The following is an 18,944-nucleotide window of genomic DNA, read 5'->3' on the forward strand; positions in this document are numbered from 1 at the left end:
CGGTCAGGGGCGCATGGGTTTGCGCATGCGCCAGGACGCAGCTCAGCAGGGCCGGCAGGAGGCAGTATTTCAGGGATCGGGACACGTCAGGATCTCCGTCGGCGTTATTGCACCAGGGGGGGATTGGCCAGGCGGTCCAGCAAAGGACGCTGCACCATGGGAACCGCGCTGGCGGGTTCGGCGGCCGGCAGGGCGACCGGGCCGGCGGGAACGGCGCGCACCACCGGCCCGCCCGCGGCGGGCGCGCCCACGGCATGGCCGCCGCTGGCCGAGACCGCCGCCGGGCGGCGGATCTCCGCGGCCAGCTGATAGACGCGATTGCGGGCCTGGGGACTCAGTTGGCCTCGCGCCATGACCTGCTGGGCGCCGCCCTCTTCGCCCTGCAGCACCAGCAGCAAGGCCAGGTTGCCCAGGATGCGCGCATTGCCCGGGTCCAGCTCGGCGGCCTGGCCCAGCGGCAGGCGGGCGCCCTGCAGGTCGCCGGCGCGCAGCCGCGCATAGCCCAGGTCGCCCAGATACTGGGCATCGGTCGGCCGCAAGGCGGCCGCGCGCGCCAGCGCGTCGGCCGCGCCGGCGAAATCCGAACGGCCGGCGGCCAGCAAGCCCAGGCCGTGCCAGGCCGCCGGCGCCTGCTCGCCGGACAGCAGATTGCGGTAGAGCTTCTCGGCGGCTTCGCCCTGTCCGGTCATGCGCAGGGCATCGGCGCGCATGACCTGCACTTCCGGCGTCTCGCCGTAGGTCTGCCGATAGGCGTCCAGATAGGCCAGCGATGCAAAATAGCGCCCGCTTTGCTGCGCCTCGCGGATCACCGACAGGGCCATGGCCGGACGCGAAGCCATGGCGCGCTGGCGTTCAGCCTCGTCGCTTTTTTGCTGCATCAGGGCCTGCTCCTGCTGCTGTTGCTGCATCAGCTGCCAGGCAGTGTCCACATTGTTGCTGGCGCAGGCGCCCAGAAGCGTGAGCCCCAAGCCTGCCGCCGAGAGTCTGCCTATCCTCATGTCTAGCCTCCATTGATGCGCGACAGGCCGCGTATCACCGCCAGGAAGCCGGCGCCCCCGGTCACGATCAGCAGGGCCGGCAGCAGCGTCAGCACCATGACGCCGGTCATCTTGACCGTCAGGCGCGCCACATGGGCCTTGAGATCGAGCTTGCGGCGTTCGCGCACGCGCTCGCTGAAGCGGGCCAGCGGCTCCTGCACCGCGCCGCCATGCTTGTCCACCTGCACGATGAGCCGGCAGATGGCGGTGAGATCATCGTTCTCATAATCGACGGCCAGCCGGCCCAGGGACTGTTCGCGGCTGCGCCCGCGCGTATACAGCTCGGCCGAGTACCGCAGTTCCGAGGCCAGCACCGGCATCACCGTGCGGAAATCGCTCACCAGCACATGGATGCTCTGGTCCACCGACAGGCCCACCCCCTGCAGCAGCCGCATCAGGTCGATGAGCAGCGGCAGCTCGTCCTCGGCGGCCTTGCGCCGCCGCCGCCAGCGCCGCATCAGCCACCACTTGGGCAGCATCCAGCCCACGGCAAACCCCAGGAAAATCGCAAACACCCAGGCCAGAAAGCCGCGGCTCTCCAGGAAGTCGTCCAGCGCCAGCCAGGCCAGCACGGGCAGCAGCACCGCCAGCACCGCGCGGCCGATGATGAACAGCCCCTTGACGCGGCTGGCCTGTTCCAGAAAGCAGAGCTCCGCCAGGCGGCGGTCTTCGGCGGCCAGCAGCGACTCTCCCAGCCTGCCCTGCCCCAGTTTCAGGCCGGCCGAACTGGCGGCCTCGGTCACGGCGGCGGCGCGCTGGCGGGCGCCCTTGGGGACTTGCGGCGCCGGCAGCTCGGCGCCATCGCGCGCGGCCAGCGCGCGGTCGATCACGGCGCGATTGCGGTCGGCCCGGCCGATGCGCGTAAATACCGCCACGCTCACGATGAGGCAGCCGATCATCATCGCGATGACGGCGCCGACCAGGAACCAGCGGGCGCTTGGATCGTTGAGCATGGTTTCCATCGCCCCTCCTCACACGCCCCGCGCCATGCGGAACAGGAAATAGCTGCCGGCGATCTGCAGGCCCAGGCCGCCCATCAGCATCCTGAAGCCCACGGGATCGCGCCACATATTCATGAACAGGTCGTTGTTGAAAATGATGATGAACAGCGCCAGGCCGATGGGCAGCAAGGACAGTATCCAGGCCGACAGACGCACCTCGGCCGACAAGGCTACCAGTTCGTCGCGGGCCTGCTCCAGGTCGCGCATGAAGGCCGCCATGCGCTCGAGCACCTGCTCGCTGCGTCCGCCGAAGCGCAAGGCCAGCGAAATCACCGACGACACCAGGAAGAGCTCCTGCAGGCCGTATTGCCGCGAGACGATGAGCAGCGCGCTGTCCAGGTCCTTGCCCGAGCGCGTCAGCGCGTCGGCGCGTTCCAGCACTTCGAGCAAGGGATCGTCGGCCGCTGTAGCGCGCCAACTGCTTTGCGACGCCGCGCCATCTAGTTTGCGACGGATGCCCGCCGCATCAAAATAGCCCCTGCTGGCCAATTTCCCGCCGCCCCTGCTCGCAGGCGTCGTTCCAGATCAGCAGCTCCCTGGCCGCGCTGCCGGCACCGCCCCCGACCGTGTACTTGATGCCCAGCACGTCCATGTGCAGGCCGGCGAACACCCGGCGGATGTCGGGGTGGTCGTTGATGCTGATAACCATCGACCCACTGATAGACCTGGCCAGCTCGGCCATGCGTTCGTAGTGCTCGAAGCCGAACTCGACCCCGTAGCCCTCGGTCATCCAGTACGGCGGGTCCATGTAGAACAGGCTGTGCGGGCGGTCGTACTTGGCCACCACCTGCTCCCAGGACAGATGCTCGATGTAGGCGCTTTGCAGGCGCAGGTGCGCCTGGCTCATATCCTCCTCGATGCGCAGCAGGTTCAGACGCGGGCCGGTGGTGGTAGCGCTGCCGAAGACCCGGCCCTCGACCTTGCCGCCGAACGACAGCTTTTGCAGGTAGTAGAAGCGCGCCGCCCGCTGGATGTCCGTCAGCGTCTCGGGCCTGGTCAGCTTCTCCCACTCGTATATCTGGCGGCTGCTCAAGGCCCATTTGAATTGCCGGATGAACTCCTCTAAATGGTGCTTAACCACCCGGTAAAGGTTGACCAAATCCCCGTTGACATCGTTCAGCACTTCGACCTCGGACGGCTCCTTGGCGAAGTAGATGGCGGCCGCACCGGCGAACGCCTCCACATAGCACGTATGGGCGGGGAACTTGTCCAGGACGGCGGACGCCAGGCGGCGCTTGCCGCCTATCCAGGGGATGATTGGTCGGTGCTGAATCAACGGACTGCCTCCTTGCCTCCTCGGCTGAATACCACGGACCCCAGGATCTGGCGCCGCAGGCTCTCACTGTTGGCATGGGACGCATGGGCGACCCATGAATTGATGCGTTCCTGGACCTGCGCCAGGCTGATCTTGCCCTCGGCGTAGTCGCGCTGCATCGCGCGCATGGCGCGCTTCATCCGGCGCACCGAGTCTTTGCGCAGCAGGCGCTTGTGGGGCCATATCCGGTAGCCCAGGAAGTTGACGCCCCGCGATGCCGGCAGGACGCTGGCCTTGCTGAAGCGCAAGCCCATGCTGGCCAGCTTGTCGTCGAAGGCGTCGCGCAGCTCCAGCGCCTCCTGCTTGCTGCGCACCAGCACCACCATGTCATCCATGTAGCGGGCGTACCGCCGCAGGCCCATCGTGCGCTTGGCCCACTGGTCGATGCGGTTGCCCACCAGGTTGGCGATCCACTGGCTGGTCAGGTTGCCCACCGGGATGCCCACCGGGTCAGTCTCGCCCGATCCGCCCGTGCTGGCGATGATGGTATCCAGCAGCTTGAGCGTGGCCGGGCAACTGATCTTGTCGCGCACCACGGACCTGGCCAGCTCGTGCCGGATCGAAAAGAAATACTTGCTCACGTCCATCTTCAGCACCCAGGTGTCGCCGGTGGCGGCCATGCCGCGCAGCCAGCGCTCGACCCTGGCCGCGCCCAGGTGTGTGCCCTTGCCGGGCCGGCAGGCGTAGCTGTCGAAGATCATGCCCCGGTCCCAGATCGGGGCGCAGATGTTGCAGATGGCGTGCTGGGCGACGCGGTCCCGGTAGGGTGCGGCCAGGATCACGCGCTGCTTCGGCTCGTAGACCAGGAAAGACCGATACCGGCCGGGGCTGTACGTGCCCCACAGCATCTCCATTTGCAGCGCGCCCAGCTCCTCCCACATGCGGCCCTCGAAGTCGGCCACGTCGAACCTGTCGCGCTTGCCGCGCCTGGCCAGGCGGTGCGCCTCGACCAGGTTGTCCCAGTCGATGATCTCCTCAATCAGATTCTTGCCTCGTCTTCCCATCTCACCTTCTCTTGTTCTGCAATAAGCGCCCGGGCGGGGCTTTCGCTTGCGCTACTCGCGCCGCCCGAACCGTCGTATTCGGCCTGCTCGCGCAGGGCCAGGACGGACCGGCTGACCCCCTGTAGGGATCTTGGGTGACGGCGACACCGTCGCCGCCCTCTCTAGAATGGTGGCCACAGACGCAGCGCAGGCCCACATTGCCATTCGCATTCCACGGATTCGCATTCGAGTTCAGGGAGCGCGCGCCCGCGTTCACGCCGTCGTCGAAGTTGCCACCGCCAATGAAGCACCGCCAGCTGTCGCCGAAACCCGGCCCACCCTTTACTGCTCTATCCCTCCAATCGCTGACGCCAGGCCCCGAGCATGGCGCCGACCTCGGCCAGCTTGCCGGCCGCGTCACCCACACGCTTGGGGCCGAGCAGATCCCGCTCGGCGCCGTGCCGCAGCAGCGCGTGGATGTAGCGCACCTGCTCGTCGGCCCGGTAGACCTTGCTTTTCTGGTTGGACATGGCCGCCTCGATAAGCCGCCGCACCAGCTCCCACAGCGCCTCCTCAAGGCGCGCGCCGTAGCGGAATCGCTGGTGACGCGGGATCTTGTCGATGTGCGGCCCTAGATCCACCATCAGCCGCTCCACCTTGTTCACGATTACCAGGCCCCGCTGTCGCGGGGCCGATTCAGGGTTCACGCTCACAGGGCGTCACAGACGCAGCGCAGGCCCACAGCGCCAGACGCATTCCACGGATACGCAAACGAGTGCAGGGAGCGCGCGCCCGCGTACACGCCGTCGACGAAGTAGCCACCGCCAATGAAGCACCGCCAGCTGCTATTGGCGTTGTTGGTCCCGTAGACATACGAATACACCTGGCCGCGCGCCAGGGCCGCATCCTTGCCCACGTTGACAATGTCGGCCTTCCAGGCTGCCGTCGTCCCAAAGCCGACATCCAGGTGGTTATCCAGCCAGTCGTACAGGTTGCCGGCCGCGTCCACCACGTTGAACATGGACACCGCCTTGGCCACGCCGCCGGCGGTGGTGGGGCCGGTGTTGGTGGTTGCAGCCCACGCGGTATCGTTGTTGCCATTGGCCCCTTGCGGCGCGCCCTCGGCGTAGGTCAGGAACTCCTCGACGGTCGGCAGGCGCTTGCCGGCGTTGCGGGCCAGCAGGTGGAAGTCGGTACGCGCATACACGTCGTCGCGCAGCGGCATGGCACCGTAGCGGCTGACCGGGATGTTTTCCGGCCACACGCCGCTGCCTTCGCTGTTCAGGTAGATGTCCACCCACAGCCGGCCGGGCACCACTTCGACCATGCCGGTCGGGTCGCACGTCGGGCGGTGGCCCAAGTCCCACACGCTGTTCGGCACGATCTGCACCGCCGGCGCGATGGCGGTGTTGTAGCGCTGGGCCACGGTGCGTACGCGGCCGTAGTGGAAGCCGCCGATCTTGCGGCTGGTCGCGGCCGTGTATCCGCCGGGCACCGTGATGTTGGTGCTGGCCACCAGGCCGGCGCGGCCATCGTCGCCCTGGACAGCGTACAGGTACACGTCATCGCCCAGCGCCAGGCCGTCCAGCGAGCCGTCCTGGTTGCCCTCCTCGGTGGGGTCCCAGTCCGTCCTGGGCGGCAGCACATAGCCCTTGCCGTTGCCGCCGATGTTCACGATGCCCTCGGGCACGTCCAGGCGCATCGCGCCGGACGCGCTGATTGCGCCCATCATGCTGAAATGCCCGGCGCCCATAGCCGGGATCGCGTAGGTCTTCTCCGCCATTACGCCGCCTCCAGGTCAGAAATTGCTTGTTCCACGTCCTGCACCGTGAAGCCCAGACGGAAGATTTCCGCCGTGGGGCTTTCGATGCGCTTGATCTGCACGCGGCGCACGTCGCCGTCCTCGTCCTGGCTTTCCAGGACGCGGTATTCCGGCTCGGCGCCGTCGGGCGCCTCACCCTCGGCCAGGTCGCGGTCATGCACATACGTCCAGCGCCCGGCCAGCAGGCCCTCCCAGTGCCGCTTGAGCGTGGCCACGCCCTGCGGGCGGATTTCGCCCTGGACGGCCAGCCCTTGCAACAGGTCATAGTCGGCGCGCGTGCGCAGACCGTAGCGGGGTACTCCCTGCATGTCTTACTCCTCCTCGACAGTTAAAGCCGCCACGCCATCGACGCGGCTTACCGAGCGTCGATCCGCGATGGCATTGATGGCCGCCGCCAGCTGGGCCTCGTCGGCGATGTCGGGGTCAATGCCGGCATCGGCCAGAATGGCCAGCAGCTCGCGCTGCAGCATGTTGAACCAGGCCGCCAGCATCGGCGTGGCGCGCACGTTGCTGGCGGGGTCTCCGTTTCTCCATTCACCCTCGGATGTCACCCGGTCGGTGAAGGCACCTACTTTTTCCATGATTAAGCCTCCCGATAACCTACGTTCAAAATCAGCCACGACGGCGCGGCCTCATGCAGCGCGCACTCGATCAGTTCGTCGCCCCAGCTGCGCAGCGGGTCGCCGATCTCGGACCCGCCGATCACCGCCTCACGAATCACCCCGGACGGCACCAACACGTCCCAGGCCCATAGCCAGTCCTCGCCGTTCAGCGGGTCGCCGATCTCGGCGCCGCGCGGGCCGACACCGTTGGCCAGCTCCATCGTCGCTTCGTGCTGCTCGATGATTTCCGTGCCCGGGTAGCCCAGGCCCTCGGCCATGTCGATGTAGTCCGCAGCGCGCATCCCGCCGCGCCCGACAATGCGCCCAATCAGCGCGACCTGGCGGTCGGCCAGGCTCTGCACCGCCGGCGCACACTGGCTGGGCAGGCTGTAGCTGGCCTCCCACTCGGGGAACAGCTCGCGCGCCTGGCGCGGGTCGGCCTCGGCCAACAACTGCCGGGCACGCGCATCGACGCGCACGAACTCCTGGGCCATGCCCAGCAGCACGCGCTGTAGTCGGCTGTCTGGATCGGTTGGCCACACCACGCCGGGCGGCAGCATCGCAAACAGCAGCGCCCGGTAGTCGGCGTCGGTCAGTCCTCGATCCACTGCGCCCCTCCCCATACCGGCAGCACGCCGGTGCCATGCTCGACGTTGGCCGTCGGCCATTGCAGGTCGTAGTCCTCGACCCCCGGCGCCAGGCTGATTGCGCTGCGGATGCGGCTTATCAGCAGCGTGCCGCCTGGCTCGCCCTCGCGGTCCACCAGATCCCGCAGGGCTTGTGCGGCCGCCGCACGCACCGCCTCGGTGTTGGGCAGCACCCACAGCTGCGGCGTGAACGGTTCGGTTTCAGGGGCTACCACGTACACCTGCGCCTGGACGTTCTTCTGCGCCTCGATGTGGTCGGCCACGGCCTGTAGCAGCTGCTGCGACGGCAGCGGGCCGTCGCTGGCATCGTCGGCCATGATGCGCACCACCACCGACCCCGGACCCATGCCCAGCGGGTCTTCCCAGGCGCGCGTGACGCCCGGCACCTGTAGCGCCCACTCCTCCCAGTCGCCGGCGGCGCCGCCACGCGGCACGCGCGCGCGGCGCAGCATGATACGGTCGCGCCAGCTGCCGAACGTCTCCAGGTCGGCACCGCCACGGATGCCGTCCTCATCGACCACGGCCTGGCCGACCACGCCAGGCAGCGGCGACACCAGGCGCAGCTGCACACCGGCGTCCTGGTCGCCCGCCGCGCCCGTCTCCACCGCTTCGACGCCGGCCACGGCCTGGCCATCGGCGATCCTGACCTCCCCGGTGGTCCGGTACTCCCGGCCATCCACCTGTAGCGTGGTGCCGGCCACGATCACCGCGTCGTCGCTGCCCTGGAAGCGCGCCCGGCCCACGGCGCGCGACGCCGGGCGGCGCGGCACGCCCGCGCTATGCAGATGCAGGTTCTCGTCGTCGCAGGTGTCCGGGAACAGCTGCAGCTCCAGCCATTGCAGGTAGCCATACAGGCCATGCACCGCGCCGGCATCGGCGGCGGCCAGCGCCTTGGTCATCCGCACCGCCAGCTCGGCCTGGGCGCCAGGCAGGCGCGACAGCAGATCCTGGTCGATCCGCGCCAGCAGTTCCGGCAATGTGGGTCGTTTAAACGCCATGTAATCCTCCTTTATGCGGCGCTTTGCCACACGTACTCGTACTGCCGCTGCAGCACGGTGCCGTCGCCGCGCACGATGCCGATCAGCAGTTGCAGCACGCCGCGCCGCAGGTGTATGGCCTCGACCTCGACCGCGCGCGCGATCTCATCCTCGACCAGCCAGGCCAGCGCCTCCTCGGCGTACTGCTGCGCGCGGCGCAGCACCGAGTCCAGCTCCTTCTCGCGGCACAGCAGCCACAGGCGCGAGCCGTGCGGGCGCGGGTTATAGACATCGGCCCACCAGCCGCGCCGGTCGGTGGCGCCATCGGGCAGCCGATCCTCGGGCAGCGCCCGGCGGTCCGTGAACAGCGACAGCACCACGGCGGTCACCAGCCCCTCGTCCGTGGCCAGGTCGCCGCCGTCCAGCAGCAGGTCGAACACCTTGGCGGCAGGGTCGTAATGCAGCGCCAGATCCATCAGCCCATCCCCTGGTTCGGTTTGCCGGTCGTGCCGCCCGAGTCGCCCGGATGGTCGTGGCCGTCGTAGGTCTCGCGCATTTCGGACATGGCACGCCCGCCCGAGTCGCAGCGGTCCCGGATCTCGCCGGTGCATTCCAGCAGCTCGGTCTCGGCGCGCACCTTCGGCGCGTTCGTGATGGTCACCGGCTTGCCGGCGCCGTCGATCACGATGCCGCCGCGCGTGAGATGCACGCTTTGCCCCTGGTCGTCGTACAGCGCCACTTCACCCTCGGCCAGGCCGACCAGGCGATAGCGCCGGTCATCGACCGACAGGGCCACCAGGTGCGCGCGCGCGCCGCTAATCGACGCCACGATGGCCTCGGCGCCGGGCAACGGGTGGCTGGTGTAGCCGTACTGCTGGAACCGCTCGGCCCAGGCCGGCGCATCGCCCAGCAGCGTCACCTGCACGCGCTGTAGCTTCAGGGCGTCATCGACCAGCACCAGCACGCCCCGGCTCAACAGCAGGCGCAGGCGGCGCCATACCGGGCCGACCACGCGCTGCAATACGCGACGTTGATCCGTCATTCCCACCCCCAGCCTGGCGACGGCTTCGTGGCAGTCTTGCCGCTGGCCTTCTTCTCGGACTCGGCCACCGGCACCGGCTCGAAGGCCGCCGGCGGTGCCACGCGCAGCTCGGCCGTGCGGCCGCCTTCGCCCTCGATCAGTTGCACGTCGGACACCAGCAGGCGCTCGTCCAGGCCCAGGTAGGCGTCCTGCACCAGCACCAGGTCGCCGGGACGCCATACGCCTTGCTCGTGGCGCCAGCCGCCCACCGTGTAGGTGACGCCCCGGCTCTTGGCCCAGCGCATACGCGCCTCCAGCTCGGCGCGGGCCTTGCAGTCGGCCGCATCGGCTGGCGTGTCGCACACGATCAGCGTTTTGCGCGGGGCGCGCACGCGCGGGTCGGATGCCTTGCTCTTGGGGCCGGCGGCCTGGCTGCCGCTCCAGGTGTCGCTGCCGGGAGTCTGCCCGACCACGATGTACTCGTTGAAGCGGTCGCGCTCGCTGAACACGCCGCTGCCCTTGCGAATGTTCCCGCCCAGCACCAGGGGCGTGGCGATCTCGCGCTGCACGGCGTGAACGATCACCAGGCGGCCCTGGGCATCGCTCACGATGCGCGCGCCACGGATCTGCGCCGCCCGCTCCAGCGCCTCGGCGATGGGCTGGCCATCCTCCAGCGCGAAGTCGGCGAACGGCTTGGTGGCCTTCACGGTGTCGATCACCTCGATGCCGTAGGGCTTGGCCAGCTTCTCGGCGATCTGCATCAGCGTCAGGCCATCCAGGCGCACGTCCTCGCCGCTACAGTCGATCAGGTCGGCCGGCTTGCTGCGGCCGCTGGCGGCGATGGTGTGGCTTTCGGCGTCGTAGTCGGGCAGCACTTCGTCCAGATAGCCGGTCACCACCAGCTCGTCGCCGACATGCACGGTGCAGGCCAGGCCAGGCGTCACCGGGCGGACCTGGCCGGCGTCGGACCAGCGCTCGGTCAGCGTCAGCTCGAACGAGTCAGCGATCTGCTCCAGGCTCATGCGGATGCGGACCTCCTGCCAGCCTTGATGCTGCTCGCTGCCCAGCTGTAGGACCACGGGTTCTCGGTTACTCACTCAATACCTCCAGTTCGATGCCGCCGCGCAGGGCGCCCGGATGCGGTACGCCGTTGCGGATGACGATCTCGTCGGCCCGGCGCGCGTCGCCATACAGGCGGTGCGCCACCACCAGGGCCGGCAGCGTCACCTGGGGCGTGTACGTGGTCAGGCCAGGCAGCGCCACGGCGCGGGCGCGCAGGTCGGCCGTGACGGCCGCACGCAGGGCCACCAGGGCGCCGTAGACCACGTCGCTAATCGGCTCCTCGGTGGCCATCTGCGCGTCGATCAGGGCCAGCGTGTCCTGGCCAGCGGCCTGCGCTTCCTGCCGGCTCGGCCAGTCGGTCTCGGCGACCAGGCGGGCCGCCGTCAGCGCGGCCGCGCGGCCATTCAGTTGCCGAGCAGCGACCGCGTTCTGCGCGCGCTGGCGCCGCTCCGGCGTGTCGGCCACCGGCGGCGGCACCGCTGCGGCGCTTTCGGCCGTCTCGCGCAGCAGCCGCGCCGCGCGTACAGGCGTGCCAGGCGACAGCAGCACGCGGGCGCCCATGCTGGCGGCCGCCGCGTCGCCGGCCAGGCCCGTCGTGACGTTGGCGCCGCCGTCGTCATCATCGGACCGGCCCACCAGGCTGCGGCCGCTGTACAGGTCCAGGGCGTTGATGGGGCGCATGACCGCGCCTTTCAGGCGGTTGTATCCGCCGATCACGATGCCGGCCACGTTCATGGGGAAGCGGATGAACTCTGCGACCTGGTCGGCGATGCCGCCCACCACGTCCTCGATGCCGCGCACCACGGCGGTCAGATCCCGCTCGACGGCCACCAGCGACCAGCCGAGCAGCCCATCGACGCTCCACTTGTCGGCGAAGTCGTCCAGGATCGACCCCTCGAAGATGTCGGCGGCCAGGCCGACCTCGCGCTGGGTGTCCATGGCCGTGGCCGGGTAGGACTCCTCGCCCGCCTCGGAAAAGGTCACCTGGAACGTGCAGACGCCGCCCTCGGCGGTTGATTCGCTCCAGCCCACATCGCTGGCCACGGCCATGACGCTGCCCAGGTACGGGTGCTCCAGCGTGGCCGCGCCGGGCGCGTCGAAGGCTTCGATCAGGGCGTCGCGGTCGCGGTCGTAGTCGTCGCCGGCGACGAACAGCTGTAGGCGCCACTCCTTCGCGCGGCGGCCCATGTCCTCGGAGTAGGGATTGTCGCGGCGCGGGTATTCGTGGATCAGCCAGCGCCGGCCGCCCTTGGTGTCGGCGCGCTCCACATAGAACGGCACGCCGCGATATGCCCCGCGCATTTCGGGGTCGATGCGCTCACGCCACGTCATGGACTAAAATCCTGTTACCAGCAACCAAACGGGGAACACCATGAAGAAAACCGAAAAGCCCGCCCTGAAGAAAACCGAAAAGCTCGCCTTGCTTGCTCTGGCCGTAGGCGCGGCCGCAGCCGGCGGCCTCTACTACCTTGACCCGGATCTGCATTGGGGCTGGTACGTTGGCGTGCCGCTTCTCATTGCCGCCACCATGTACAGCCAATGCGTCAAAGACGCGGCGGCCGAGCGCATCGCCAACGGCGATTAAGCCGACGGTGGCCTTCATGGCGCCACCCCCAGCACTCCCGAATCCACTTCAAAGTCCAGCCCGCCATTCCGGCGGGCTTCTGTTACGCGCGGCCGGCCCTGGCTGTCGATCACGATGCGCAGCTCGCCGCCCACGTCGGCCCTGGCCACCGGCGCGGCCATCGCACTAGACCCTCGGCCCACCGGCGCACCCAGCGCCACCGGCGGCGCACTCGGGGCCGGCGGCGGCAAGCCGGGCGCAGCGGTCGCACCAGGCGCACCCCCGCCAATACCCAGCCGGTCGCGCGCCCAGGCCGGAATCCAGCTGGTCAGCTCGGCCACCTTGCCGCGCAGCCACCCGGTCAACTGATCCCAGCGCGCGCTGATCCCGTCCCACAGGCCGCCCACCCACTGCGCGCCGATCTCGGTCAGCGGCCGCGCGCCGAACAGCTCGAACACCGCGTCGATGCCCTTGGCCAGCAGCACGGCCGGATGGAAGGCCAGCAGATCCTGGGCGATCTCGCCGATGCTGCGGCCGAAGAAGGCGCGCACGCCTTGCCACAGATTGCCGAACCAGGCGGTAATGGCGCTCCAGTTGTTGTAGATCAGCCCGACCGGCGAGAACGCCAGCAGGTCGCCGGCGATGTCGCCGATGCCACGGCTGAAAAACGCCTTGATGCCCTGCCATAGCTGCCCGAACCACGCGGCGATGCTGTCCCAGTTGCGATAGATCAGGTACACCGCGCCGGCCACGGCCGCAATGCCCGTCACGATCCAGCCCACCGGCGTGGTCAGGAAGGCCAGCGATAGCGCGCGGATGCCCGCGATGGCGGCCGGTATCGCGCGGGCGGCCAGGCCGACCAGACCGCGCGCAATGCCGGCCATCGACGTGACTGCCAGGGCGATGCCGCGCGCAGCGAAGCTCACCAGGGCGCGCGTCACCGTCCATAGGGCGCTCGCCAGCATGGGCAATATCTTGACGGCCGTAATGATGGCCACCCGCATGAAGTTCGCCACCGACAGCGCCGCCAGCACCAGCGAGACCACAAACCGCGCGCCTATGATGCCGGCGACGATAGCCAGCAGATTGCCGAAACCACCCACGCGGTCCGCCGCCCAAGACACCACGCTGCCAATCATCCGCATGCCGCGCCAGAACTCGCGCAGACCCTCCAGGATGCGCTGCGATATGGCCTCTCGGTTGGCGCGGCCCAGCTCGCCCATGCGCTTGGCCCACTCGGTGACGGCCGGCAGCAGCGCGCCCACCACCGACGTGCGGATGCCGGTCAGCATTTGCTGCAAGTCGCCCATCTGGCGGGTGTACTCGCGTGCGGCCGCGATTTCCTCGGGCGGGATGATGGCGCCGACCTGCTTGGCCGAGCGCATCATGGCCTCGATTTCCTCCTTGGTGGCGCTGACCATCTGCGCCATCTGCTCGCCGCCGGTGCCCCCGAAAATCTCATCGACCAGGCGCTGGCGCGCCGCGAAGTTGTCCACCTCGCGCAGCCGGCCCAGGACCAGGTCGAACAGGGCATCGGTGTTGCCCTTGGTCTTCTTCAGCTGGGCCGTGGTGATGCCCAGCCGGCCGAACGCATCGGCGGCCGGGCCGCCGGCGGTCAGCACGAACTCGTCGGCGCGCAGGCTCAATTCCTTCAAGCCATCGACCATCGCGTCGTTCTGCACGCCGAACTGGCGACCGACGTACTGCCATTGCTGCAGCCAGTCGGTGCCCACGCCCAGGCGCTCGGATGCCGTCTGCACCTCGTTGCCCAGCTCGGCCACGCCGGACACCAGGCGATTGACGCCCCACACGGCGCCGGCGGCCAGGCCGCCCAGGACCAGCGCCTGCTTGCCCAGGGCCTTGGCCTGGTTGATGGCGTGCCCCATCTGCGTGCCGACCTGGCGGGCAGCTCGTCCGAGCCGGTCCAGGCCGGCGCGCTGCGCCAGGCCGGACAGGCTGCGCTGGATGCCGCGCACAGGGCGCGTCACCTGGTCCACCAGGCGCATGACGATGCTGGTCACCATGTTAGCCACGGGCTTTTAGCTCCTCTGCAAGTGCTTCGGCCTGGCGATACCACCAGACCAGGTCATCCAGATCCATCTGCAATAAATCGGCGGGACTGAATCCGCCGAACGCCACGGCCACCGACCGGATCAGTACCGGCCAGTCGCCTGGAGTTTGGGCAAAAAAGGCGTTACCGCCTTCATGGCCACGTCGATGTCGCGCGAGTCCAGCTCGCCGGCGGCGGCCACCGGGATGCGGGCCAGGGTGGCCAGCAGCGCCAGCGTCTTGCCCATTTCGCCGCTGGCCTTGTCCATCGCCTGGAGATGCTTGCCCTTGATCTTGTTGGGCATGGCCAGCTCGGTGATGGTGCGTTCGTCGTCCAGCTTGCTGGGCTTGAAGGTCAGCGGCTCCAGCAGCGTGACGATGACGCCGTCGTCGGTGTAGCGCACGCGGGCGGCTTCTTCCGGGGTCAGCTCCACGCCGCCGGGCAGCTCGGTGGTTTGGTCCATGTCTTAGATCCTTTCGCAGGTGCGGGCGGCCATGTTGAAGCGGATCTGGCCCTCGCCGCTGTTCAGTTCGGTGGTCTCGGTCACGAAGGCGCCGGTCAGCATGTAGTCCTGGCCGTTGTCGCACTCGAACAGGACCGTGGCGTTGTTGATCTTGCCCAGCTCGATGATGTCCAGATCCTCGGTGTGCAAGACCGTGGCCGTCAGGGTCGGGGCCACCGGCTCCTCGTTGTAGAAGACCCGGCGCCCGGCCATCTTGGTGGCACGATTCACGCCACCAGGATTCAGCGTCGCGCCGCGTTCGGTGGGGAACTCCTGGCCATCGACGCGAATGGTGGCCACCCCGGTGATTTTTGCTCCGCTCATGGTTGTTTATCCTCCGTTTAAGGCCCCGTTAGCGACGGAACTGCGTTTGCTGCGCATGGACGCGGTACTGGCCGATCAGCATGGGCGAGTCCATGACGTTCAGCCGGTTGGGATCGTCCGGGTCGATGTTGGCCCGGATGCTCTCGGCGTAGCCCGCGTAGTCGCGCGTCCAGCCACGCTCGCCCATGAAGGTCAGGCGATACAGGCTCAACAGCTCGCTGATTGCGACCTTGGGCGTCATGATGGGTTGGCTCGGGTCGTAGAAGTCGCGGTCCTCGTCGGCGGCCAGCTTGTGGCGCGGGTACTTCTGCGCGAACAGGCTGATCTGCTCGAAGCGGATGCGCTCCAGCGTTTCGGGCGTGTTGATGTCCAGGTAGCTGTCGTCGGCGATACCGGCGCTGTTCTCCTGGTAGGTCGTGATCTGACGCTCGATCTGCACCGTGCCGTCGGTGGCCACCGTGTAGGTGGCGATGCCGTCGTACAGCAGCAGGTTGCGCTCGTCGTCACGCCAGCGCACATGCTCGGCCGGGCCGATCAGGCCGGGCAGCGCCAGGCGCTGTAGCGGCCGCGCCGGGTCGATGGCCAGCGATCCGGCCGCGACGATGGCATCGGTGGCCGCCCACAGCCAGGTCGGCGACACGGCCAGGTTGGTGCCCATGATGGTGACGTGCGGGCTGTTGCGGCTGTTGCCCTTGGTGGCCGTGTCCGAATGATTGCCCCGGAAGGCGGCGAACGCCCGCCCGCCGATCTGGCGCATGGGGCCGTAGCGGTCGGACAGCTCGGCCTCCATCGTCTCCAGGCTGGTCTGGTCGGTGTAGGGCAGGCAGATCCAGTTCCACCATTCGGCGCCCATGGCCGCGATGGCGTCGTCCAGCTCGGGATTGACCGCCCCGCCCGAAAACGCGGTGTAGGTCAGCTCCAGGCCGGCCGGCTTGCCTTCGCCCTTGACGCTGTCGCGCAGGTCGATGTCGTTGCCGGTCTCGCCCTTCCAGCGGCAGGTCAGTACCACCTTGCTGGGCGTGTCCTCGTCGATGGCGGCCGCCACCGGCACGCGGTCATCGCCACCGACCGCCGCCACGATGGCCTGGGCCACTTCCTGCGGCGTGTCGCCGCCGGTGATGGGCACCCATACGCGGTAGCCGGCGATGTACAGCGCCAGCGGCCGGGTCTCGGTCGGCCCGTCGGTCACTTCGATTTCGCCGGCAGCGGCCACGGACACCGGGGCATCTTCCAGGGCGATGGCCCAGGTCTCGGTGTACAGGTCCACCTTCTTGATGGCGCGGAACATCTCGGCCAGCATCGACCCGCGGCCAAACAGATCGTCGCCTTGCTGTTCGCTGGTGACGCGCACCAGGGTGCCCGGCGCCTGGCTGCCCGATGCCAGCTTCTGGCCGATGACCAGCAGCTTGCCCTGGAACACGGCGTTGCCGGCCAGGCGGTTGTCGAACTCGATGTACCAGCCCGGCACGCGCAGCGCGGCCGGGATCTCGTTGAACACGGTGGAACTGATAGCCATCAGTCAGCCTCCTTTGCTGCGGCACCGGCCTGGCTGGCAGGCTTGGCCTTCGGTTTCTTGGGCGGCTCGATCTCGACAATCGAACCGTCGGCTTTGCGGCGCGCCCAGTAGCCGCTCCAGTCCACCCAGGCGCCCTCGGCGGGCAACGGCTGGCCATCGAGCGGCCGGCGCACCACCAGCCCGTCCTGGGCCGGCTTGACGTACTTCTTGGTCACGGTGATACCTCCTCGTTGCCCGTCGGCAGTTGTAGATAACTCTCGGTGTTGGGGCCGTCGCCCACCTGGTGCGTACCGCTGTAGATGGCGAAGTCGGCCAGCTCGCCCGCATCGCGCGCGGCCGGGAAACCCATCTCCAGCGAGAACGCCATTTCGTAGACGGCCACCCCTTTGCGCTGGGCCGTGGCCGGCGACAGCACCCGCAGGCCCTCGAAGTGCAGCGTGCCCAGGTCGGCCGCCTTGTGCTGGTCCAGCGTGGGCACCACGCGCTCGACGATCTCGTAGGCGCCGATCTGGCGGCTGTTGCCGCGCTGGCGCTCGCGTCCGCCGCTGGCGTGGCTGGTGACCGCGTAGACCAGGTAGCGCCCGACGATGCGCCCGCGCGTGCGGCCAGGCGTGCCGCCGTCGAAGTACACCCACACGCCCGGCATGCTGCGAAACGCCAGCGCCAGGGCGTCCTGGTCCCACGGTCCGGGCAGCGTCTCGACCGTGCGCACGGCTTTGCCCAGGGCAAGCTGCACGGATTCGACGATGGAATCTTCGGCTTCGACCAGCATTCACCACCCCTTGAGCGCGTCGTCATCGAACACGCGGCCGCCCGAGCGCACCACCATCGGCTCGGCCACCGCCGGCGGCCGGGTGGCCAGCGGCATGTTCATCTGGCCGGACTGGATACGCTTGAGCATGGCCACCGCGTCCTCGTACCGCTGGCGCGCCTGGTCGGTGGCCACGCCACGCTGTAGCCGATAGCGCGCGATGTCGGCGGCCAGCAACGTCAGCAGGCGCAGCGGCTCGCTGATTGGCAGGCGATAGCGCGCGGCCAGGTAGCCGTCGATCTCGGCGCTGGCATCCTCCAGCGCACGCTCGGCCACGGCCGTGTCGATCTCGCCGGCCTGGTCGCGGTCGGTCAGCTCCACGATCTCGGTCTCGCCGAATTGCTCGACCAGGTCGGCCACGCTCGCGTACATGCTCACCCCCGGCCGCCGGCCTTGGCCGTCTTGGCGGCAGGCTTGCCACGGCCGCCGGCCTGGCCAGCGCCTTGACCCGCGCCCTGGGTGCCGCCCGCATCACCCGCTTGGCCGCCCGCCTGTCCGCCGGCATCGCCGCCGCCTTCCGGCGTCTTGGGCGGCCCGGCCGGCACGGTCGGGCGCACGTCGCGGATCGCGCCCAGCAGAGACAGGCGCATGATCTCGGCCTGGTCGGCCTTCTCGTCCAGCTCGATCTCGCCGCCCGCTTTCAGGCGCTTGCCGTTGCGGCGCACCGGCTCCAGTAGTGGAAACTTCATGGGTCACATCCTCCTAGTAGTGCGGCCCGCCCGCAGGCGGGCCGTGTGGCCAGGGCGGCCGGTTACGCGCTGGTGACGCCCTGGATCAGGAAGCCGGACTCGATGCCGGACAGCACCGGGGCGCGCTCGTAGGTGACCGGGTAGATCCAGCTCTTGCTGTTGCGCTCGTTGTACGGCTCCTCGACCAGCGGGTGGCCTTCGAGCGTGTACGTGTAGCCGAACGACGGCGTGCGGGCCGAACTGACCTGGGCGGGCACGAAGGCCAGCACCGCGACGTTGCCCCACACGTCCACCATCTGGTCGCTGCCCTCGTTCATGTAGACGGCCTCGCCCACTTCCAGCGTGCGCAGGTTGAACAGCTTGGCCAGCATTTCCTTGGTCACCGAGTCGCTGGACGTGTACTTGAAGCGCTCCAGGATCTTCGGGTGCTCAGCCAGGGCGTTGAAGCCCGCCGCCGACACCACCATGGTGTTGGGGCGCAGGCCCACGATGGAGCGCACCGCCTCGCGGTACTCGCGGATCTGCTTGGCCGGGTCGGAATCCGGGTCGTTCCACACGTCCGAGCCGGCCAGCGTGTCCTTGTTGTTGGCGCCGTAGTTGGCCGCCTTCGTGGCGATCTCGGCCTGCTCGATCTCCAGGGCCAGCGACAGGATCTCCATGACCTCGTTGGTGGCCTCGGTGCCCAGGTCGATGCCCGGCACCTGGGCGGCGTCCTGCATGTGCTCCCAGGGCACCTTGCCTTCCAGGGCGTCCTGCACCAGGGCGAACGGCTTGCCCTCGTAGCCGAACTGCACGCGCTTGGTATTGGCGCCGGGCGCGCGGCGGGTGGTGTAGCGCTTGAAGCTGTCGCGGCCGAATTCGATGATCTGGCCGCCGCGCTGCTTGACCGGCACGCGGGGGAACAGCGTGAAGCCCACACGCTCGGGATGGGTGTAGCCCTGGGCCACGTTCGACAGAATCGGGTCGATCACGCGGACCTGGCGGGTATTCATGTTCATGTTTGACGGCTCCTTAAATGATG

24 protein-coding genes and 1 pseudogene are annotated in these 18,944 nt (G+C 68.6%); 1 reads left to right on the forward strand and 24 read right to left on the reverse strand.

Annotation, left to right across the window (positions count from 1 at the left end; genetic code table 11):
• Positions 1-104: 104 nt before the first annotated feature.
• The 15 genes and pseudogenes from AXA74_RS12630 to AXA74_RS12700 form a co-directional block, all read right to left on the reverse strand.
• Positions 105-998 carry a tetratricopeptide repeat protein gene (locus tag AXA74_RS12630; RefSeq protein ID WP_172899583.1) on the reverse strand — a complete coding sequence of 298 codons (894 nt, stop codon included), beginning with the start codon at positions 996-998 and terminating at the stop codon, positions 105-107.
• Between the two features lie 2 nt (positions 999-1,000).
• Positions 1,001-1,999: a type II secretion system F family protein gene (locus AXA74_RS12635; protein WP_029581272.1), complete on the reverse strand. Its 999-nt coding sequence runs from the start codon at positions 1,997-1,999 to the stop codon at positions 1,001-1,003.
• Positions 2,000-2,008: 9 nt separating this feature from the next.
• Positions 2,009-2,443 (reverse strand): annotated as a pseudogene (locus AXA74_RS12640) (type II secretion system F family protein); the annotation flags it as partial.
• A gap of 61 nt (positions 2,444-2,504) precedes the next feature.
• A complete protein-coding gene (locus tag AXA74_RS12645) occupies positions 2,505-3,311 on the reverse strand; it encodes a DNA adenine methylase (protein WP_060833211.1) in 807 nt (268 codons plus the stop codon).
• Positions 3,311-4,357: a reverse transcriptase domain-containing protein gene (locus AXA74_RS12650; RefSeq protein ID WP_060833161.1), complete on the reverse strand. Its 1,047-nt coding sequence runs from the start codon at positions 4,355-4,357 to the stop codon at positions 3,311-3,313. The genes AXA74_RS12645 and AXA74_RS12650 overlap by 1 nt, the downstream gene beginning before the upstream one ends.
• Positions 4,358-4,686: 329 nt before the next feature.
• The gene (avd, locus tag AXA74_RS12655; RefSeq protein WP_197723105.1) at positions 4,687-5,001 is read right to left on the reverse strand and encodes a diversity-generating retroelement protein Avd; all 315 of its coding nucleotides are present in this window, start codon (positions 4,999-5,001) and stop codon (positions 4,687-4,689) included.
• A 44-nt stretch (positions 5,002-5,045) separates the two neighbouring features.
• Positions 5,046-6,068 carry a phage major tropism determinant gene (locus tag AXA74_RS12660; RefSeq protein ID WP_197723106.1) on the reverse strand — a complete coding sequence of 341 codons (1,023 nt, stop codon included), beginning with the start codon at positions 6,066-6,068 and terminating at the stop codon, positions 5,046-5,048.
• Between the two features lie 50 nt (positions 6,069-6,118).
• On the reverse strand, positions 6,119-6,466 hold the full coding sequence (locus AXA74_RS12665) for a hypothetical protein (protein ID WP_060833164.1): 348 nt from the start codon (positions 6,464-6,466) through the stop codon (positions 6,119-6,121).
• A 3-nt stretch (positions 6,467-6,469) separates the two neighbouring features.
• A complete protein-coding gene (locus tag AXA74_RS23910; RefSeq protein WP_181391112.1) occupies positions 6,470-6,739 on the reverse strand; it encodes a hypothetical protein in 270 nt (89 codons plus the stop codon).
• A 2-nt stretch (positions 6,740-6,741) separates the two neighbouring features.
• Positions 6,742-7,368 (reverse strand): YmfQ family protein, encoded by a 627-nt coding sequence (locus AXA74_RS12675; protein WP_060833166.1) that lies wholly within the window; start codon positions 7,366-7,368, stop codon positions 6,742-6,744.
• Entirely contained in the window at positions 7,353-8,405 is a 1,053-nt protein-coding gene (locus tag AXA74_RS12680) for a baseplate J/gp47 family protein (RefSeq protein ID WP_081093933.1), read from the reverse strand. The genes AXA74_RS12675 and AXA74_RS12680 overlap by 16 nt, the downstream gene beginning before the upstream one ends.
• An 11-nt stretch (positions 8,406-8,416) precedes the next feature.
• Entirely contained in the window at positions 8,417-8,860 is a 444-nt protein-coding gene (locus AXA74_RS12685) for a phage GP46 family protein (RefSeq protein WP_060833168.1), read from the reverse strand.
• Positions 8,860-9,426: a phage baseplate assembly protein V gene (locus tag AXA74_RS12690; protein ID WP_060833169.1), complete on the reverse strand. Its 567-nt coding sequence runs from the start codon at positions 9,424-9,426 to the stop codon at positions 8,860-8,862. The genes AXA74_RS12685 and AXA74_RS12690 overlap by 1 nt, the downstream gene beginning before the upstream one ends.
• Complete coding sequence (locus tag AXA74_RS12695) at positions 9,423-10,502, reverse strand: phage baseplate assembly protein (protein WP_126623601.1); 1,080 nt, start codon at positions 10,500-10,502, stop codon at positions 9,423-9,425. Before AXA74_RS12695 ends, AXA74_RS12690 begins: the two co-directional genes overlap by 4 nt.
• Positions 10,495-11,799, reverse strand: a complete 1,305-nt coding sequence (locus AXA74_RS12700) for a DNA circularization protein (RefSeq protein ID WP_060833171.1) — start codon at positions 11,797-11,799, stop codon at positions 10,495-10,497. The genes AXA74_RS12695 and AXA74_RS12700 overlap by 8 nt, the downstream gene beginning before the upstream one ends.
• Before the next feature lie 40 nt (positions 11,800-11,839).
• On the opposite strand from AXA74_RS12700, the gene AXA74_RS12705 reads away from it, so the two are divergent.
• Positions 11,840-12,052 (forward strand): hypothetical protein, encoded by a 213-nt coding sequence (locus AXA74_RS12705; protein ID WP_060833172.1) that lies wholly within the window; start codon positions 11,840-11,842, stop codon positions 12,050-12,052.
• 14 nt (positions 12,053-12,066) lie between these two features.
• Here the strand turns inward: AXA74_RS12705 and AXA74_RS12710 are convergent, their stop codons facing one another.
• The 9 genes from AXA74_RS12710 to AXA74_RS12750 all read right to left on the reverse strand — a co-directional run bounded on the left by AXA74_RS12710 (position 12,067) and on the right by AXA74_RS12750 (position 18,921).
• Positions 12,067-14,064, reverse strand: a complete 1,998-nt coding sequence (locus tag AXA74_RS12710; protein WP_126623602.1) for a phage tail tape measure protein — start codon at positions 14,062-14,064, stop codon at positions 12,067-12,069.
• Between the two features lie 120 nt (positions 14,065-14,184).
• Positions 14,185-14,544: a hypothetical protein gene (locus AXA74_RS12715; protein ID WP_060833174.1), complete on the reverse strand. Its 360-nt coding sequence runs from the start codon at positions 14,542-14,544 to the stop codon at positions 14,185-14,187.
• A 3-nt stretch (positions 14,545-14,547) separates the two neighbouring features.
• On the reverse strand, positions 14,548-14,907 hold the full coding sequence (locus AXA74_RS12720; protein WP_060833175.1) for a phage tail tube protein: 360 nt from the start codon (positions 14,905-14,907) through the stop codon (positions 14,548-14,550).
• Between the two features lie 28 nt (positions 14,908-14,935).
• Positions 14,936-16,423 carry a phage tail sheath subtilisin-like domain-containing protein gene (locus tag AXA74_RS12725; protein WP_060833176.1) on the reverse strand — a complete coding sequence of 496 codons (1,488 nt, stop codon included), beginning with the start codon at positions 16,421-16,423 and terminating at the stop codon, positions 14,936-14,938.
• A complete protein-coding gene (locus tag AXA74_RS12730; protein WP_060833177.1) occupies positions 16,423-16,638 on the reverse strand; it encodes a DUF2635 domain-containing protein in 216 nt (71 codons plus the stop codon). Before AXA74_RS12730 ends, AXA74_RS12725 begins: the two co-directional genes overlap by 1 nt.
• Complete coding sequence (locus AXA74_RS12735; protein ID WP_060833178.1) at positions 16,635-17,195, reverse strand: DUF1834 family protein; 561 nt, start codon at positions 17,193-17,195, stop codon at positions 16,635-16,637. The genes AXA74_RS12730 and AXA74_RS12735 overlap by 4 nt, the downstream gene beginning before the upstream one ends.
• Positions 17,196-17,606 carry a gp436 family protein gene (locus AXA74_RS12740; RefSeq protein WP_060833179.1) on the reverse strand — a complete coding sequence of 137 codons (411 nt, stop codon included), beginning with the start codon at positions 17,604-17,606 and terminating at the stop codon, positions 17,196-17,198. It lies immediately after the preceding gene.
• A 2-nt stretch (positions 17,607-17,608) separates the two neighbouring features.
• The gene (locus AXA74_RS12745) at positions 17,609-17,923 is read right to left on the reverse strand and encodes a hypothetical protein (protein ID WP_060833180.1); all 315 of its coding nucleotides are present in this window, start codon (positions 17,921-17,923) and stop codon (positions 17,609-17,611) included.
• Positions 17,924-17,985: 62 nt separating this feature from the next.
• The gene (locus AXA74_RS12750) at positions 17,986-18,921 is read right to left on the reverse strand and encodes a major capsid protein (protein ID WP_060833181.1); all 936 of its coding nucleotides are present in this window, start codon (positions 18,919-18,921) and stop codon (positions 17,986-17,988) included.
• Between the last annotated feature and the right edge of the window lie 23 nt (positions 18,922-18,944).

This window comes from Bordetella hinzii LMG 13501 (assembly GCF_001548475.1).
Classification (GTDB): Bacteria; Pseudomonadota; Gammaproteobacteria; order Burkholderiales; family Burkholderiaceae_B; genus Bordetella; species Bordetella hinzii.

Coding starts and splice junctions, on each gene's coding strand:
- AXA74_RS12630 (WP_172899583.1), bottom strand. CDS start 998: ATGAGGATAGGCAGACTCTCGGCGGCAGGCTTGGGGCTCACGCTTCTG.
- AXA74_RS12635 (WP_029581272.1), bottom strand. CDS start 1,999: ATGGAAACCATGCTCAACGATCCAAGCGCCCGCTGGTTCCTGGTCGGC.
- AXA74_RS12650 (WP_060833161.1), bottom strand. CDS start 4,357: ATGGGAAGACGAGGCAAGAATCTGATTGAGGAGATCATCGACTGGGAC.
- AXA74_RS12660 (WP_197723106.1), bottom strand. CDS start 6,068: ATGATGGGCGCAATCAGCGCGTCCGGCGCGATGCGCCTGGACGTGCCC.
- AXA74_RS12665 (WP_060833164.1), bottom strand. CDS start 6,466: ATGCAGGGAGTACCCCGCTACGGTCTGCGCACGCGCGCCGACTATGAC.
- AXA74_RS23910 (WP_181391112.1), bottom strand. CDS start 6,739: ATGGAAAAAGTAGGTGCCTTCACCGACCGGGTGACATCCGAGGGTGAA.
- AXA74_RS12680 (WP_081093933.1), bottom strand. CDS start 8,405: ATGGCGTTTAAACGACCCACATTGCCGGAACTGCTGGCGCGGATCGAC.
- AXA74_RS12685 (WP_060833168.1), bottom strand. CDS start 8,860: ATGGATCTGGCGCTGCATTACGACCCTGCCGCCAAGGTGTTCGACCTG.
- AXA74_RS12690 (WP_060833169.1), bottom strand. CDS start 9,426: ATGACGGATCAACGTCGCGTATTGCAGCGCGTGGTCGGCCCGGTATGG.
- AXA74_RS12700 (WP_060833171.1), bottom strand. CDS start 11,799: ATGACGTGGCGTGAGCGCATCGACCCCGAAATGCGCGGGGCATATCGC.
- AXA74_RS12705 (WP_060833172.1), top strand. CDS start 11,840: ATGAAGAAAACCGAAAAGCCCGCCCTGAAGAAAACCGAAAAGCTCGCC.
- AXA74_RS12715 (WP_060833174.1), bottom strand. CDS start 14,544: ATGGACCAAACCACCGAGCTGCCCGGCGGCGTGGAGCTGACCCCGGAA.
- AXA74_RS12720 (WP_060833175.1), bottom strand. CDS start 14,907: ATGAGCGGAGCAAAAATCACCGGGGTGGCCACCATTCGCGTCGATGGC.
- AXA74_RS12725 (WP_060833176.1), bottom strand. CDS start 16,423: ATGGCTATCAGTTCCACCGTGTTCAACGAGATCCCGGCCGCGCTGCGC.
- AXA74_RS12735 (WP_060833178.1), bottom strand. CDS start 17,195: ATGCTGGTCGAAGCCGAAGATTCCATCGTCGAATCCGTGCAGCTTGCC.
- AXA74_RS12740 (WP_060833179.1), bottom strand. CDS start 17,606: ATGTACGCGAGCGTGGCCGACCTGGTCGAGCAATTCGGCGAGACCGAG.
- AXA74_RS12745 (WP_060833180.1), bottom strand. CDS start 17,923: ATGAAGTTTCCACTACTGGAGCCGGTGCGCCGCAACGGCAAGCGCCTG.
- AXA74_RS12750 (WP_060833181.1), bottom strand. CDS start 18,921: ATGAACATGAATACCCGCCAGGTCCGCGTGATCGACCCGATTCTGTCG.